Source organism: Pseudomonas sp. GW456-L13 (genome assembly GCF_017350115.1).
Lineage (GTDB): Bacteria > Pseudomonadota > Gammaproteobacteria > Pseudomonadales > Pseudomonadaceae > Aquipseudomonas > Aquipseudomonas jessenii.
Genome location: NZ_JACNAS010000001.1, coordinates 3066461 through 3082294, shown reverse-complemented (window position 1 = coordinate 3082294; position 15834 = coordinate 3066461). Strand labels below are relative to the sequence as shown.

The window sequence follows — 15834 nt, the reverse complement described above, 5'->3', positions numbered from 1 at the left end:
CATGTCCCAATCGTCTATTGCTGCCGCTTCCTCGAACGCTGCCCGCCGTGGCAGTGCGACCTCGCGGCGAATCCTGATCGGCCTTGGCTGGCTGATTTTTGCGCTGTTCCTGTTGCTGCCGCTGTTCATCGTGGTGTCCCAAGGCCTGAAGCTCGGCCTCGGTGCGTTCTTCACCGCGATCTTTGAGCCGGACGCGCTGTCGGCCCTGAAACTCACGGTCATCGCCGTGTTGATTTCGGTGCCGCTGAACCTGGTGTTTGGTGTCAGTGCCGCGTGGTGCGTGAGCAAGTACTCGTTCCGTGGCAAGAGCATGCTGGTGACACTGATCGACCTGCCGTTCTCGGTGTCGCCGGTGATCGCTGGTCTGGTCTATGTGCTGATGTTCGGCGCCCAAGGCCTGTTCGGTCCATGGTTGCAGGACCACGACATCCAGATCGTCTTCGCCCTGCCGGGCATCGTGCTGGCGACGATCTTCGTCACCGTGCCGTTCGTGGCCCGTGAACTGATCCCGCTGATGCAGGAGCAAGGTACCCAGGAAGAGGAGGCCGCGCGCCTGCTCGGGGCCAACGGCTGGCAGATGTTCTGGCACGTCACCGTGCCCAACATCAAATGGGGCCTGATCTACGGCGTGGTGTTGTGTACCGCGCGGGCCATGGGGGAGTTCGGTGCGGTGTCGGTGGTTTCCGGGCACATTCGCGGGGTGACCAACACCCTGCCGTTGCACGTTGAGATCCTCTACAACGAATACAACCACGTGGCCGCGTTCGCCGTGGCGAGCCTGTTGCTGATCCTGGCGCTCTTCATCCTGCTGCTCAAGCAGTGGAGCGAAAACCGTATTAACCGCCTGCGCGCCAGCGCCGCGGAGGAATAATTCATGTCGATCGAAGTGCGTAATGTCAGCAAGAACTTCCACGCGTTCAAGGCGCTGGACAACATCAGCCTGGACATCCAGAGCGGCGAGCTCGTCGCGTTGCTCGGTCCGTCGGGCTGCGGCAAGACCACGCTGCTGCGAATCATCGCCGGCCTGGAGACTCCCGACCAGGGCAACATCGTGTTCCACGGTGAAGACGTTTCCGGGCATGACGTGCGTGATCGCAACGTCGGTTTCGTGTTCCAGCACTACGCCCTGTTCCGCCACATGACGGTGTTCGACAACGTCGCGTTCGGCCTGCGCATGAAGCCGAAAAACCAGCGCCCGAGCGAAAGCCAGATCGCAACCAAAGTCCACGAACTGCTGAACATGGTGCAACTGGACTGGTTGTCGGATCGCTACCCGGAACAACTCTCCGGCGGACAGCGTCAGCGCATTGCACTGGCCCGCGCCCTGGCGGTGGAGCCGAAAGTGCTGCTGCTCGACGAACCTTTCGGCGCCCTCGACGCCAAGGTTCGCAAGGAACTGCGCCGCTGGCTGGCGCGGTTGCACGAAGACATCAACCTGACCTCGGTGTTCGTCACCCACGACCAGGAAGAAGCGATGGAAGTCGCCGACCGTATCGTGGTGATGAACAAGGGGGTGATCGAGCAGATCGGTTCACCAGGCGACGTCTACGAAAACCCGGCCAGCGATTTCGTCTATCACTTCCTCGGTGATTCGAACCGACTGCACCTGGGCGAAGACAGGCACGTGCTGTTCCGCCCGCACGAAGTGTCGCTGTCACGCCATGAACTGGAAGACCACCACGCGGCGGAAGTGCGGGACATTCGTCCGCTGGGCGCGACAACACGGGTGACGCTGAAGGTTGAAGGGCAGAGCGATCTGATCGAGGCCGAAGTGGTCAAGGATCACGACAGCCTGATCGGGTTGGCGAAGGGCGAGACGTTGTTCTTCAAGCCGAAGGTCTGGCAGAAACTCGCGAATATCTAAAGCAAAAGCATCGCGAGCAAGCTCGCTCCCACAGGGGTTCTATGTGCACCATAGATCCTCTGTGGGAGCGAGCTTGCTCGCGATTGCGATCTAGACAGCAGCACGTTTCGGATTGACCCGCACACCTCCCGCCCGCGCCTCGATCTGCTCTTTCAGCTCATGCCGCATCCCCAGCATGAACGCCAGCTCGGCCACCACAAACAACGGCCCGACAATCAACCCCGTCACATCATCGACGAACGCCGGTTTGCGCCCTTCGTAGTGATGGCCGACAAACTGAATCGCCCAACCGATCACGAACATCGCCACGCCGCTGCCCAGCCAGACCAGCGTGCTTTGCTGCGCCAGCGCATGACCGGCCCACACGGACAGCCCGAGCAACACGGTCATCAACACGCCCAGGCGCAACTCCAGGCGCAGGTAAAACCACGCCGATGCCAGCGAGACGAGCACCGCCGGTGAGATCCACACGCCGCCCAGCGACCACTCCGGCCGGGACAGCAACACCGCGACGGCGACCACGATCAGCGGAATGCCGATAAAGTGCGAGGCAATGTTGCGCGGGTCACGGTGGTAGGCAGCGTATTGACTGAGGTGGTCGACGAGGCTTTTCATTTTTGTTCTCCTGTAGGGTGATTGATCATGCCCCGGGGCCATTTCCCGCTCTGTCAGCCAGGCGACAATCTCTAGGAGTTTTCATGGATATGCAGGTCTGGCGTCCACGCCTGATGAGCGGTCAGTGGTTCAGCCATTTGCCTGTTTCCCTACAGGATAGCCTGCTGTCGGCGGCCAGGCTGCGGCGCCTGTCGCCGGGCCAGCGGCTGTTCAAGCGTGGCGATCCGCCCTGTGGCCTGTACGCGGTGCTTGAAGGCGCGGTGCGCGTCGGTGCCGTCAGCGAGCAAGGCAAGGAAGCGTTGCTGAGCCTAGTGGAACCGCCGCACTGGTTTGGTGAAATCTGCCTGTTCGATGGCCAGCCACGCACCCACGATGCGTACGGCGTGGGCCAGTGCACGCTGCTGCACATTCCCCAGAACACCTTGCTGGCGCTGCTCGACGAGCATCCGCAGCACTGGCGGCAACTGGCGTTGCTGATGAGCCAGAAATTGCGCATGACCTTCATCAACCTCGAACAATTGAGCCTGTTGCCGGCCCCGGCACGGTTGGCGCACCGCTTGTTGATGATCGCCGAAGGCTATGGCGAGACCATCCCTGCGCGCCGCGTCCTGCAACTGCCCCAGGAGCAGCTTGCTTCAATGTTGTCGCTGTCGCGCCAGACCACCAACCAGATTCTCAAGGAGTTGCAGGGGCAGGGGATCATCGGGCTGAGTTACGGCGAAATTGAAATCCTCGATGCCGAGCGATTGCGGGAGCTGGCCTCGATTTAACTGTTTACGCAGGCCTATTGTGGGAGCGAGCTTGCTCGCGATGACGGTGTGTCAGTCTCCAGGTGTGTCGACTGACCGTCCGCTATCGCGAGCAAGCTCGCTCCCACAGGGGATCCGGATCATTCATCGCAACCCATCCCGAAACTGCCCCGGCGTCATCCCCGTCCAGCGCTTGAATGCGCGGCTGAAGCTGCTGGTGTCGGCAAACCCGAGCAGATAACTGATTTCGCTCAGCGACACCTGCGGGTCACGCAGGTGCAGCAGCGCGAGGTTCTCGCGGCTTTCGTTGAGCAACGTGTCGAACCGGCAGCCTTCATCGGCCAGGTGCCGTTGCAGGCTGCGCAGGCTCAGGTGCAGGGCCTTGGCGATGTGTTCGGCGCTGGGTTCGCCTTCGGGCAGTTGTTCTTCAATGGCATCGCGAACCTTGCGCTCCCAGGTCAGCGGCTTGAGTTGCGCCAGGGTGCGCTTGAGCACGGTTTCATTGTGTTCGGCCAGTTCCGGGTTGGCGTCATCCAGGTGGCTGTCGAAGTCGACGAGGGCGAACTCCAGCCGGTCTTCGTCGGCGCCGAAGTACATGGGCGAGCGGAAGACCTTATGCCATTGGTGCGCGTCCGTCGGCTCCGGGCGACGCAGGTAGGTCGCCAGTGGCGCGTAGTCGCGACCCAGGCGATTGCGGCAGGTGCGCACGTAAATCGCCATGAACGCATCGATGGCTTCGAAGGCCGGGGCGGGGTTACCGGCCGGGATTTTCAGGCTGAAACGGTAGCGATCCTCGGCACGGGTCAGTTCCAGTTCCAGGGCGTCACTGACCACCTGGTGATAACGCACGATGCGCTCGAACACTTCCCGCAGGCTGCCGCTGGCCACCAGCGCATAACCCAGCGCATGGAAGGTGGTCGGGCTGACGAAACGCGAAACCCGCAAACCGATCGCCGGGTCACCGCTGGTCTGCACCGCCAGATTCCACAGGTGCGTGGTGCCCGACAGCGGATAGCGCGCGTTCGGGTCGTCCATCAGTTGCGGGTCGAGCCCCGCTTGCTGGCACAGGGCGGTGCTGTCGATGCCCAGGGCATCGAGTTGCTTGCGCAGGGCGCGGGTCCAGCTGGCGAGGGAGGTCGGTTCAGTCATGCTGATTGGCGCTTCCGGTCAACAGGTTGGCGTTCTCGGCTACCGCCTTGCAGAGGTTTCCAAGGCAGGATGCAACCATCAATAACCAGAGGATGGAAGCATGAGCGGTACTTCTGCAAGCCCCCAACGACTGAATGCAGCCCAACGATCGGCCCATATCCGCGAAGTGGTGCTGGCCAGAGGCGTCGAGCTGCGCGAGCAATACCCGATTCTCAAGCATCAGGACGCCCTCGGCGCAGGCATTCTGACCTTCGCCATCGCTGGTATGGTCGGCTCAGCGGCGCTCTACATGAGCGGGCACATGGCGTGGTGGGCGTGCCTGCTGCTCAACGCGTTTTTTGCCTCGTTGACCCATGAGCTGGAGCACGACCTGATCCACAGCATGTACTTCCGCAAGCAGAAGGTGCCGCACAACCTGATGATGGGGCTGGTGTGGCTGGCGCGGCCGAGCACTATCAATCCGTGGATTCGCCGCCATCTGCACCTCAATCACCACAAGGTGTCGGGCTCTGAAACCGATATGGAAGAACGCGCCATTACCAACGGCGAACCATGGGGCATCGCGCGATTCTTGATGATTGGCGACAACATGATGTCGTCGTTCATCCGCATGCTGCGGGCCAAGACCTGGGCGCAAAAGATCAGCATCGTCCAGCGCACCCTGAAGGTCTACGCACCGCTGGCGCTGATGCATTGGGGCGCCTGGTACGTGTTTCTCGGTTTCCACGCAGCGAACGGCGTTGCACATCTGATGGGTGCACCGATCGAGTGGTCGGCGACCACGTTGTCGGTGATGCAGGTGATCGACATCGCGGCAGTGGTGATCATCGGCCCGAACGTGTTGCGCACGTTCTGCCTGCACTTCATCAGCTCGAACATGCACTACTACGGTGATGTGGAGCCGGGCAACGTGATGCAGCAGACGCAAGTGCTGAACGCGTGGTGGCTGTGGCCGTTGCAGGCGTTCTGCTTCAACTTCGGCAGCAGCCACGGGATCCATCACTTTGTGGTGAAGGAACCGTTCTACATCCGGCAGCTCACCGTGCCGGTGGGACACAAGGTGATGCGCGAGATGGGTGTGCGGTTCAATGATTTCGGCACGTTTGCGCGGGCCAACCGGTTTGAGCGCAAGGACGAATTGGTCGGGGATAAGGTGCGTACGGCTCGGGCTTGATGGTTGTTTGTTAAGGCCTCATCGCGAGCAAGCTCGCTCCCACAGGGTGTGTCGGTGTGAATGCGATCTTTGCATCACATCGGCCAGTGTGGGAGCGAGCTTGCTCGCGATAGCGGTGGTTCAGGTTGAATCAATCCGGCTGAAACGGCGACTCACTCAAGATCACCCCTGTCTCATCCACATACCGCTGCCAATGTGCGATCAAGGCACTGAGCTTCTGCGGTTGGCTCGACGCCAGGTCATGAATCTCCCCCGGATCATTGCCCAGGTCATACAGCTGCCAGGTCGCCGGCCCCACCGGTCCCGGGATGTAGACCGCCTTCCATTGCCCTTGCCGAATCGCCCGTCGTCCGAACAATTCCCAACCGGTGACGGTGTGCTCGTCATGCACTTGCGCCGTCTCGCCCGACAAGAACCCAAGCCACGACTTGCCTCGAACTTCCGCCACGGGTTTGCCGTGCCACTGCTTGCCCGGATGACGCACGCCGGCCAGATCAAGAATGGTCGGCGTGATGTCCATCACCGTGCCAAACCCATGGCTGATCTGGCCCTTGAGCGGCAGCTGCGGGTAGTGCACCAGCGCCGGAACACGGATCCCGCCTTCGGTCGTGAAGGCTTTGAACAGCCGCGACGGCGCGGTCGCCACTTGCGCCCAGTTCGGCCCGTACCAGACGTAGGAGTTGGCGCGACCGATGTTGTCCAGGCTGTTGTCGTAATGCTGGTTGAGATAGGTCAGCAACTGCGGGCCGAATTTCGGAAAGGCCTCCAGCAACGCCCCTTCGGCACCGTTATCGGACATGAACAGGATGAAGGTGTTGTCCAGTTGCCCTTGCTGGCGCAAGTAATCGACAACCCGCCCGATGTTCCAGTCCATGCGCTCGACCATCGCCGCATAAACCTCCATGGCCCGCGCGGAGATCTGCCGTTGCTCGTCGCTCAGGGCATCCCACTGTGCAGTCAACTGGATCAAAGGATGCGGCTCGACATCGGCCTCGATCAGCCCCAGCTTTTTGAGTTTTTCCAGACGCTCTAGTCGCAGTACTTCAGGGCCGGCGTCATAGCGCCCGCGGTATTTTTCCACCACCTCGGCCGGTGCCTGCAGCGGCCAGTGGGGCGCGGAAAACGGCAGGTAGGCGAAGAACGGCCGGGTCTGGTCGCGCTCCTTGAGGTATTGCAGCAGCTTGTCGCCAAAGGCATCGGATGAATAGAAATCCTTCGGCAGTTCATCGATGAATTGGTCGTCTTCGATGTACAGCGCCGGGGTGGATTTCAGCAGCCGTGGCGTCGTTTCATCGTAGGTCGGCTCGAAGCCGTAATGGTTGGCCGCGCCGGGCAACAGCGAAAACGAACGCTCGAAACCCCGGGCGTGAGGCGCCAGCTCTGCGGTCAGGCCCAGGTGCCATTTGCCGCTCATCAAGGTCTGGTAACCGGCCTCGCGCAGCAGTTCGGGCAGGGCGACCACGCGGTCGTTCAGGTGTCCTTCGTAGCCCGGTTTGCCGATCAGGTCCGGGGTCAGTGCTTCGGCCATGGTGCCGATGCCGGCGATGTGGTGGTCAGTACCGGTGAGCAGCATCGAGCGGGTCGGCGAGCAGGTCGGCGCGGTGTGGAAGTCAGTCAGGCGCAGGCCATTGTTGGCCAGTGCATCGAGGTTCGGCGTGTTGATTTCGCCACCGAAGGCGCCGATGTCGGAAAAGCCCAGGTCATCGGCCAGGATCACTAAAAAGTTGGGACGTTGCGGCATCAAGAATTTCCTTTTTCAGTAGGCAATGAAGGACAACGGCAGATCGCGGACCTGCACCGGCACGGGGGGCTGGTAGTGATCGTCGCTGGTGAGTTCGTGAAGCAGTTCCTCGCGTAACTGGTGGAAGTCGAAACTGCTGCGCTGGCGCGGATGGGGCAGGGCAATGTCGACCACTTGTTTGATCCGCCCCGGACGCGGCTCCATCACCACGACACGGTCGGCGAGGAAGATCGCTTCCTCGACATCGTGGGTGACCAGCACGGTGGTGATTTTTGCCCGGGCGCGGATCGCCAACAGTTCGTCCTGCATCTGCTGGCGGGTCAGTGCATCGAGGGCGCCGAAGGGTTCGTCCAGCAGCAGAATCCGTGGGCTGGCCACCAGTCCGCGAGCAATGGCCACGCGCTGGGCCATGCCGCCGGAGAGCTGGTGCGGATAGGCGCGGGCGAAGTCGCCCAGGCCCACCAGTTCGATGAAATCGTGGATGCGCCTGTGCTTTTGCGCAGCGCTCAATGGCTCGTTGACCAGGCCCAGGCCGATGTTGTCGGCCACGCTCAGCCACGGGAACAAGCGGTGTTCCTGAAAGACGATGCCGCGCTCGCCGCCGATGCCGGTGACGGCTTTTCCGTCCACGCTGATTTGCCCGCGAAACTGCGTATCGAGGCCCACCAGCAGCCGCAGCAAAGTGGATTTGCCGCAACCGCTGGAGCCGACAATGGCGACGAACTCGCCCTCGGCGATGTCCAGGTTGAATTCGCGAATGGCCTCAAGTGTGAAGCCGTCGACGTCGAAGGTTTTGCCCACGTGATTGAAGCTGACAATCGGTGCGTTCATGCGTGTCTCCAGCGAGTGGCGCGGATTTCCAGGCGTTGGCCAATGAGGTTGAGCAGGGCGCCGGTCAGGCCCACCAGCAGCATGCCGGCCATGATCAGATCCATGCGCAGCAGTTGCTGGGCGCCGATCATCTGGCTGCCTATGCCGCCGTTGGATGGCATGAAGTATTCAGCGCCAATGGTGCCGAGCCAGGCGTAGATAAGGCTCAGCCGAAGCCCTGCAAAAATCCCTGGCGCCGCGCCCGGTAGTACCAGTCGAACCAGGCGCTGGCGCAGATTCAGGCGCAACACCTGCGCGGCCTCGTTCAGTTGCGGCGAGAGGTGGGCGACGCTGCGTTGGGTGGCGATAAACAGCGGGAAAAAGGCGGCGAGCGCGACGAACACCCACTTGGCCAATTCCCCCAGGCCGAACCACGCGGTGAGCAGCGGCACCCAGGCGAATATGGCGATCTGACGGATGGCGGCGAGGGTTGGGCCGAGCACGCGTTCACTGGTGCGCGACAACCCCAGCAGCAACCCCAAGGCAAACCCGAGCCCGCCACCGAGCAGCAACCCGCCAAGGGTTCGGCCCAGGCTCAGGGCCATGCCACCAAGCAATGTGCCGTCGAGCAAACCATCCCGAGTGGTCTGCAGGACGGCCAGCGGGCTGACCAGAATGTTCGCGTCGATCCATTGCTGATCCGAGGTCAGTTGCCACAACGCCAGAAGCGCCAGTGGCAGCAGCCACGGTTGCAATCGCTGCCAACCTTGATAACGCGGCCCGCGACGGATTTCGGCCGTGGCCGGGTGCGGCCAGTGCACCAGTTTCCTGTCCAGCAAACCGATGCCGCGATCCATCGCCACACCGATCAAACCGATCACCACAATGCACACGAACACGATGTCGAGCATGAACAGCTGCCGCGCCCAGACCATCAGGTAGCCGATGCCTTCACTGGAAGCGAGCAGTTCAACAGCGAGCAGTGAAGTCCAGCCGGCGGCCAGTGCGAGGCGCACACCGGCCATGAATGCCGGCAGTGCGGCAGGCAGCACCAGGCGTCGGATCAACAGGTGCCTGGGCAGGCGCAACACGGCGGCGGCTTCGCGCAGTTTTGGTTGTGCATCGCGCACACCGACCAGTGTGTGCAGGGTCACCGGCACCACGATGGCCTTGATCAACACCACCAGTTTCAGCACTTCACCGATGCCGAAAAACACCATGAACAATGGAATCCAGGCCAGGGTCGGGACTTGGGCCAACCCGGCGAAGGTTGGAAATACCAGACGCTCCAGTCGACGACTGAGGCCCAGTGCCGCACCCAAAACCGCACCTGCGCTGATCCCCGCCAGCAGCCCCCAGAACAAGCGTTGCAGGCTGATCCACAAATGGCTCCACAACTCGCCTTGGGACAGTTCCAGTGCGCTGCTCCAGACCAGGCTCGGCGCCGGCAGGATCTGCTCGCTCATCCAGTGATTGCGGCTGGCGAGCCACCAGAGCGTGAAAAGGGCAGTGGGCAACAACCAGGGCAAAAAACGATGGCCCAGGCTTGGCCAGCGTTGCCTGTTTTTAAGTGACGGCGCGGCCAGTGGCAGGCTGAGAAGGGAAACACGGGCCATGAACGACCTCCGTTGTCGGGTTGCAAAACTGGCTGCCTTTTGTGGGAGCGAGCTTGCTCGCGATGAGGGCGTGTCAGGCGACTTATGTGCTGGATGACACACCGCTATCGCGAGCAAGCTCGCTCCCACAGGGTTCAAGGTGTATGCAAAATTGATCTATAAAAATTTAAATCAATGCTATTGAGAGATAAGCGAGACCATTTAAGGCCTCCATAAGCCACTGCATCCAATGCATTCGAAGAATATTTTTGATGCTGCCAAGGCATACGCCACGGAGAGGTCCGCAGGCGTTGATATAGATCTAAATGGTCTAAAAATGTGAATTTATAGTATTTAAGTGTTGGTTCTACTTGGGCCTACTTTCGACTCCTCAACGCCCGTTGCCTCAAGGAGCCGCACCCATGAACCTTCCCTTCAAGCGTGTCATCAGTCTGTTCGCCGCACCGGCCCTGGCGAGCCTGCTGGCTTTCACGGCCAACGCTGGTGAACTCAAGGAAATCCGCATCGCCGTGCCGGACCTCAGTGCCGGTACCCAGCACAGTGGTGGCGGGGTCGTGGATGTGCTGCGTGATCAACAGATCTTCGAAAAGGCTTTCGCCGATCAAGGCATCAAGATTCAGTGGAGCTTCTTCAAGGGCGCAGGCCCGGTGATCAACGAGGCGTTCGCCAACGGTCAAGTGGACCTGGCCTACCTCGGCGATCTGGCGGCCATCGTCGGCAAGTCCAATGGTCTGGATACGCGACTGCTCAGCGCCTCGGCGCGCGGGGTGAAGCATTACCTCGGCGTGGTGCCGGGTTCAGGGATCAAGACCCTGCAGGACCTCAAGGGCAAACGCGTGGCCATCTTCCGTGGCACCGCCAGCCAGCTGTCCTTTGACGCGGCGCTGACTAGCCAGGGGTTGAGCGAGAAGGATGTGAAAGTCATCAACCTCGACTTCAACGCGGCGGTCGCGGCGCTGGCGGCGAAGCAGATCGATGCCTCGTGGGGCGGTTCCGGGCTGACGGCGTTGCAAGCCAAGGGGCTGGCCGAGTTACCGCTAAATACCAAGGACCTGGGCGGTGCGGGCAGCGTGCAGGCGGTGCTGATAGGGACTGGAAAGTTTGTCGATGCGCATCCGGAGGCGGTGGCGAAATTGCTCAAGGCCCAACAGCAGGCCGTGGAGTGGCTGACCCAGGACAGCAACAAGGACGCCTACATTCAGTTGGTGTCGGGGCTGGCGAGTTATCCGGCGGTGATCCTCACACAGGACCTGAAGGATCAGAAACTGAGCGAGGTGTTCCCCTCGACGCTTGACCCGGTGTTCCTCGGCAAATTGCAGGATGCCGTGGACCTGGCTTCGCAGCAGAAGCTGATTCGCAAGTCGTTCAAGGTCAGTGATTGGGTGGCGCCGGAGTTGGCTGCTGCGAAGCTCTGAATCTTTAGTGAATTCATTGGCCTCATCGCGAGCAAGCTCGCTCCCACACTGACCAGTGTGAACACTGGAGGTCCCCTGTGGGAGCGAGCTTGCTCGCGATGAGGCCCTAAACCGCAACGGGCATCTGCTGCCTGTCCACCGCCACCAACGTCTCGATCATCGCCCGCGCCGCCGGTGACAACCGGAACCCGGTGCGGCTGACGATCCCGCACCGTGCGTTCATGCTCTCTATGTTCTGCGGCAGGTTGCGCCAGTGCAGCAGCACCAGCGAGCCCTGGGCAATGTCTTCAACAAACGCTTCTTCAGTCCCCACGCCGATGGCGTTGGATTGCAGCACCACTTTCACCAGCGCCGGAAAATGTTCGGTCTCGATGGTCGGTGAAAAATCCACCCGCCCACTGAGGTTCGCCAGCAGTTTGCGAATGCCCGGCGGGATCATCGTGGTCGCCAGCGGGTAATCGAACATGTCGTTGGTCGACAGGCTCTCCTTGGCCAGCAGCGGATGCCCTGGCCGGCAGAAAAACACGCCGCGCTTGGGCGTCAGAGCCTGGGTCTGGAAGTTCGGATCGGACTCGAAATGGCGGATGTCGGCGATGAAGAATTCGATCTCTTCACGGCTCAGGGCGCGGCTGAGTTTCTCCCAGTTATCCACCTCGAAACAGGTGCGCACTTTCGGGTGCGCTTTGATGAACTGCGCCACCGCATCCGGCACCAGTTTCACCGCCGGCGCCGGGCCGCAACCGAAGCGCAGTTCACCGGCATCGAGCTTGGTCATCTGCGTCACTTCGCAACTGAGCAACGCCGCACCCTGCACCAGGCTGCGGGCATGTTGCAGCACCACCAGGCCTTCAGGGGTGGGGCGCAAATCCTTGTTGCCACGGTCCACCAGGACGCAGCCGAACTCGTGTTCGAGCCCCTGAATGCTACGGCTGAAGGCCGGCTGGGTAATGCCCATGGCCTCGGCCGCGCGCACGAAACTGCGGTGTTCGTCGAGGGCGATGAAGTAACGCAACTGGCGAAGATCCATATGCTTTTCCGGCATCCTAAAAATAGCTCGAAGGCATTTGCGACGAGGGTTGACTGAGGTTTTAAATGCAACCTCTTATTCCGTCAACGAAGCATGTAGATATCTATTAGATCTAAATAGAATATAGATAGAGCAGTGTTTCGCGGCCGGTTCAACCGCAAGCAGTCTGATGAGGGTCTACCCATGAGCAATGCCGCTTTCGCAGTACAACCCGCTGTTCACGCGCTTGAAATCCATCCGGTGGCCGGTCGCATCGGTGCCGAAATCCGTGGCGTACAGCTTTCGGGCGAGCTGGATGCCGCCACTGTTGAAGCCATTCAACAGGCACTGCTGCAATACAAAGTGATCTTCTTCCGCGAGCAGACCCAGCTCGACGACCAACGCCAGGAGGCGTTCGCCCACCTGCTCGGCGAACCGGTGGCGCACCCGACCGTACCGGTGCGCGAAGGCACGCGCTTTCTGCTGGAGCTGGACGGTGCCGAGGGCCAGCGTGCCAGCTCCTGGCACACCGACGTGACCTTCGTCGAAGCCTACCCAAAAGCCTCGATCCTGCGCTCGGTGGTGGCCCCGGCTTTCGGCGGCGACACCCTGTGGGCCAACACCGCCACTGCCTATGACGGGTTGTCGGTGGAGCTGCGTGAGCTGGCCGACAAGCTGGTCGCCGTGCACAGCAACGAATACGACTACGCCGGCACCAGGCCTGACGTCTCGGCCGAGAAGCTGGAGCGCTATCGCAAGATTTTCACTTCGACCGTGTACGAGACCGAACACCCGGTGGTTCGCGTGCACCCGATCAGCGGCGAGAAAAGCCTGCTGCTGGGGCATTTCGTCAAACGCATCAAGGGTTATTCCCAGGCCGATTCGGCGCACCTGTTCGGTCTGTTGCAGAGCCATGTGATCCGCCAGGAAAACATCGTGCGCTGGCGCTGGAAGGCCGGTGATGTGGCGATCTGGGACAACCGCTCCACCCAGCATTACGCAGTGGATGACTACGGGACCCAGGATCGCATCGTGCGCCGGGTGACGCTCAAGGGCGAAGTGCCGGTGGGGGTGAACGGGCAGGTCAGCCAGACGGTGAAAGGGCCGGATATCGACGGCGTCTGAACTGACGCTATCGCGAGCAAGCTCGCTCCCACAGGGGATCTTCGGAGTTCACAGGATCAGTGTGGGAGCGAGCTTGCTCGCGATGGCGGCCTGGCAAGCAACAAAGCATTTACTTTGATCGGGAACCCCGTCTTATGAGTCCGTTGCACCTCGCTTCAACCTCTTCACCCCAACGGCTCAAACGCCTGCCACTGGCCTTGTTGCTGGCAGGCAGCGCCAGTTGGACCCAAGGCTATGCAGCCGACAGCGCCACCCCGGAATCCATTCCGGCCAAGGCCGGCACGGCCGACAGCGCGCAATTGGAAACCGTGACGGTCACCACTCGCCGCCGCGAAGAAAGTTCTCAGGATGTGCCGACGCCAATGAGCGTGGTCAGTGGCCAGACTCTGGAAACCCAGCGGGTCTATCGCATCCAGGATCTGCAGCAACTGGTGCCGAGCGTCAACGTCGCCTACATGCATGCGCGCCAATCCAGCGTGTCGATCCGTGGCCTGGGCAACAACCCGGCCAGCGATGGCCTGGAAGGCAGTGTCGGCCTGTACATCGACAACGTTTACCTCGGCCGCCCCGGCATGGCTGTATTCGACCTGATGGACATCGAGCAGCTCGAAGTGCTGCGTGGCCCGCAAGGCACCTTGTTCGGCAAGAACACCACCGCCGGCGTGATCAACATCAGCACTCGCGCGCCGACCTTTACCCCTGAACGCAGCATCGAATCTTCGGTGGGCGAGGATGGCTACTTCCAGACCAAGGGCACGATTTCCGGCCCGCTGAATGACGAACTGGCGGGACGTTTTTCCGCGTATCGCACCCGCAGCGACGGTGACATCAAGAATGAATTCGACGGCCACGATTTGAACGGTGGCTCCCGCGAAGGCTTCCGTGGGCAGTTGCTGTTCAAGCCTAACGAGTCGTTCAACTTGCGCTGGATCGGCGACTACAACGAGGAAGATTCCAGCGCCGGCACCCGTGTGTTGTACAACACCGGCCCAACCATCAATGGCACCAACCTGTATCAGACCCGGGCCAACGCGGCGGGCGCGACACTGGTCGACGGCACGCACCGCAAGGTCAACCTGAACAACGAACAGCACGTCACCGTGCATCAGGGCGGTACTTCGGTCGAGGCCAACTGGACGCTGCCAAGCGACTTCACCCTGACCTCTATCAGCTCCTATCGCTGGTGGAATTTCACCCCGCGCAACGATGATGGTCTGAACGTATCCGCCTTCCACAACGCTGGCGTTTCGGTGGAGGATAAGCAGTACTCTCAGGAGTTTCGCCTGGCGTCGCCTACCGGTGGATTCTTCGATTACGTGCTCGGCGCCTACTACTTCGGTTCCGACCTGGACAACAAATCCTTCACCTTCTACGGACCGCAAGCGGACATTTGGAGCGGTACACCTAACGGTGCGCTGAACAACATCGACAGCGTCGGCAACGGGCATATCGAAACCAACAGCTTTGCGCTGTTCGCCCAAGGCACCTGGCACTTGACCGAACGCCTGGATTTCACCGCCGGGCTACGTGGCACCTATGAAGAGAAAAACGCCAATGTCACGCGCGAGGCACCGGTCGGTGGCGTTGCGGTAACCGGTGCGGCCGCCGCAGCACGGCGCGGTCGTGCCGGGGCTTTCGATTCCGGCGATCTGAATCAGTACAGCTCCAGCCCTTCGGGTCTGTTGAACCTCAGCTACCGCATCACCGACGACCTGCTCACATACGCCACCTTGTCCCATGGCGAAAAGTCCGGCGGGGTCAATCTGGCGGTAGGCACGGCAGCGGTTGCCGGCGCCGACTCGCTGCTGATCGGCACCGAGCGCGCCAATAACGCCGAGCTCGGTTTCAAGAGCACCCTGTGGGACCGTCGCCTGCAACTCAATGCCAACCTGTTCTGGACCCAGGTCAACGGCTATCAGACCAACGCCTACGACGCCGTCAATCGTGTGCAATACCTGACGAACGCCGGCTCCGTGCGCTCCCGTGGCGTGGAGTTCGAAAGCACCTTGATCCCGCTGCGTGGCCTGACGCTGAACATCAACGGCTCGTACAACGACGTCAGCTACCTCTCCTACAAGGACGCGCCTTGCCCACCGGAAGTCAGCCTGGCGCCGGGCGCTCCAGCGTCCTGCGACCTCAGCGGTCATCAAGTGGTCGGTGCTTCGAAATGGATCGGCAACGCCAATGGCGAATACAAATGGAACCTGAGCAACGGCTTCGAAGAGTACGTCACCGCCAGCTATGCGTTCCGCTCCAAAGCGGTGGGCACGGTGGAAGATTCCGACTTCGGGCAGATCCCGAGTTATGCGGTGGTCAACCTGTCCACCGGCCTTCGCGGCGACTTCAACCAGGGGCAGTGGGACGTTTCGCTGTGGCTGAAAAACGCCTTCGACAAAACCTACTACACGACGCTGTGGACGGCCGCCAATGGCGGTTATGAAGGCCTGCTCGGCACACCGCGGACGCTGGGCGTGACCGGTCGATACGACTTCTGACGGCGAAAAACCATGCCTTGGATGAATACTTTCAATGCGGGCAAGGCATCGGTTTTTTTCCACTACGCCGGAGCC

Annotated in this window: 13 protein-coding genes; 7 read left to right on the top strand and 6 right to left on the bottom strand. The window is 61.2% G+C overall.

All coding sequences use genetic code 11. From position 1 onward, the window contains the following. Position 1: 1 nt before the first annotated feature. Positions 2-871, top strand: a complete 870-nt coding sequence (cysW, locus tag J4D25_RS13850; protein ID WP_007972954.1) for a sulfate ABC transporter permease subunit CysW — start codon at positions 2-4, stop codon at positions 869-871. Positions 872-874: 3 nt separating this feature from the next. After that, a complete protein-coding gene (locus tag J4D25_RS13845; RefSeq protein ID WP_057712512.1) occupies positions 875-1864 on the top strand; it encodes a sulfate/molybdate ABC transporter ATP-binding protein in 990 nt (329 codons plus the stop codon). Positions 1865-1954: 90 nt separating this feature from the next. Here J4D25_RS13845 and J4D25_RS13840 read toward each other — a convergent pair whose 3' ends face one another. Continuing rightward, positions 1955-2479 (bottom strand): DUF962 domain-containing protein, encoded by a 525-nt coding sequence (locus tag J4D25_RS13840; RefSeq protein WP_057712511.1) that lies wholly within the window; start codon positions 2477-2479, stop codon positions 1955-1957. Positions 2480-2562: 83 nt separating this feature from the next. Here J4D25_RS13840 and J4D25_RS13835 point away from each other — a divergent pair, with 83 nt between their 5' ends. Then, positions 2563-3249, top strand: coding sequence for a Crp/Fnr family transcriptional regulator (locus J4D25_RS13835; RefSeq protein ID WP_057712510.1), 687 nt, complete (start codon positions 2563-2565; stop codon positions 3247-3249). A gap of 123 nt (positions 3250-3372) precedes the next feature. On the opposite strand, the gene J4D25_RS13830 is transcribed toward J4D25_RS13835, so the two are convergent. Next, positions 3373-4377: an AraC family transcriptional regulator gene (locus J4D25_RS13830; RefSeq protein WP_057712509.1), complete on the bottom strand. Its 1005-nt coding sequence runs from the start codon at positions 4375-4377 to the stop codon at positions 3373-3375. 100 nt (positions 4378-4477) lie between these two features. Between J4D25_RS13830 and J4D25_RS13825 the strand changes: the two genes are divergently transcribed. Further along, a complete protein-coding gene (locus tag J4D25_RS13825; RefSeq protein ID WP_057712508.1) occupies positions 4478-5551 on the top strand; it encodes a fatty acid desaturase in 1074 nt (357 codons plus the stop codon). Positions 5552-5681: 130 nt separating this feature from the next. Here the strand turns inward: J4D25_RS13825 and J4D25_RS13820 are convergent, their stop codons facing one another. The 3 genes from J4D25_RS13820 to J4D25_RS13810 are packed head-to-tail and all read right to left on the bottom strand — an operon-like array spanning position 5682 to position 9718. Continuing rightward, positions 5682-7292 (bottom strand): arylsulfatase, encoded by a 1611-nt coding sequence (locus J4D25_RS13820; RefSeq protein WP_057712507.1) that lies wholly within the window; start codon positions 7290-7292, stop codon positions 5682-5684. 15 nt (positions 7293-7307) lie between these two features. Next, positions 7308-8123 (bottom strand): ABC transporter ATP-binding protein, encoded by an 816-nt coding sequence (locus J4D25_RS13815; RefSeq protein WP_057712506.1) that lies wholly within the window; start codon positions 8121-8123, stop codon positions 7308-7310. Then, a complete protein-coding gene (locus J4D25_RS13810; RefSeq protein ID WP_057712505.1) occupies positions 8120-9718 on the bottom strand; it encodes an ABC transporter permease in 1599 nt (532 codons plus the stop codon). Before J4D25_RS13810 ends, J4D25_RS13815 begins: the two co-directional genes overlap by 4 nt. A 401-nt stretch (positions 9719-10119) precedes the next feature. On the opposite strand from J4D25_RS13810, the gene J4D25_RS13805 reads away from it, so the two are divergent. Beyond that, entirely contained in the window at positions 10120-11133 is a 1014-nt protein-coding gene (locus J4D25_RS13805; RefSeq protein WP_057712504.1) for an ABC transporter substrate-binding protein, read from the top strand. A gap of 106 nt (positions 11134-11239) precedes the next feature. Here the strand turns inward: J4D25_RS13805 and J4D25_RS13800 are convergent, their stop codons facing one another. Beyond that, positions 11240-12160 carry a LysR family transcriptional regulator gene (locus J4D25_RS13800; RefSeq protein ID WP_057712503.1) on the bottom strand — a complete coding sequence of 307 codons (921 nt, stop codon included), beginning with the start codon at positions 12158-12160 and terminating at the stop codon, positions 11240-11242. Between the two features lie 183 nt (positions 12161-12343). Between J4D25_RS13800 and J4D25_RS13795 the strand changes: the two genes are divergently transcribed. Further along, positions 12344-13264, top strand: coding sequence for a TauD/TfdA family dioxygenase (locus J4D25_RS13795; protein ID WP_057712502.1), 921 nt, complete (start codon positions 12344-12346; stop codon positions 13262-13264). Positions 13265-13398: 134 nt separating this feature from the next. Beyond that, the gene (locus tag J4D25_RS13790; protein WP_057712501.1) at positions 13399-15759 is read left to right on the top strand and encodes a TonB-dependent receptor; all 2361 of its coding nucleotides are present in this window, start codon (positions 13399-13401) and stop codon (positions 15757-15759) included. Positions 15760-15834: the final 75 nt, after the last annotated feature.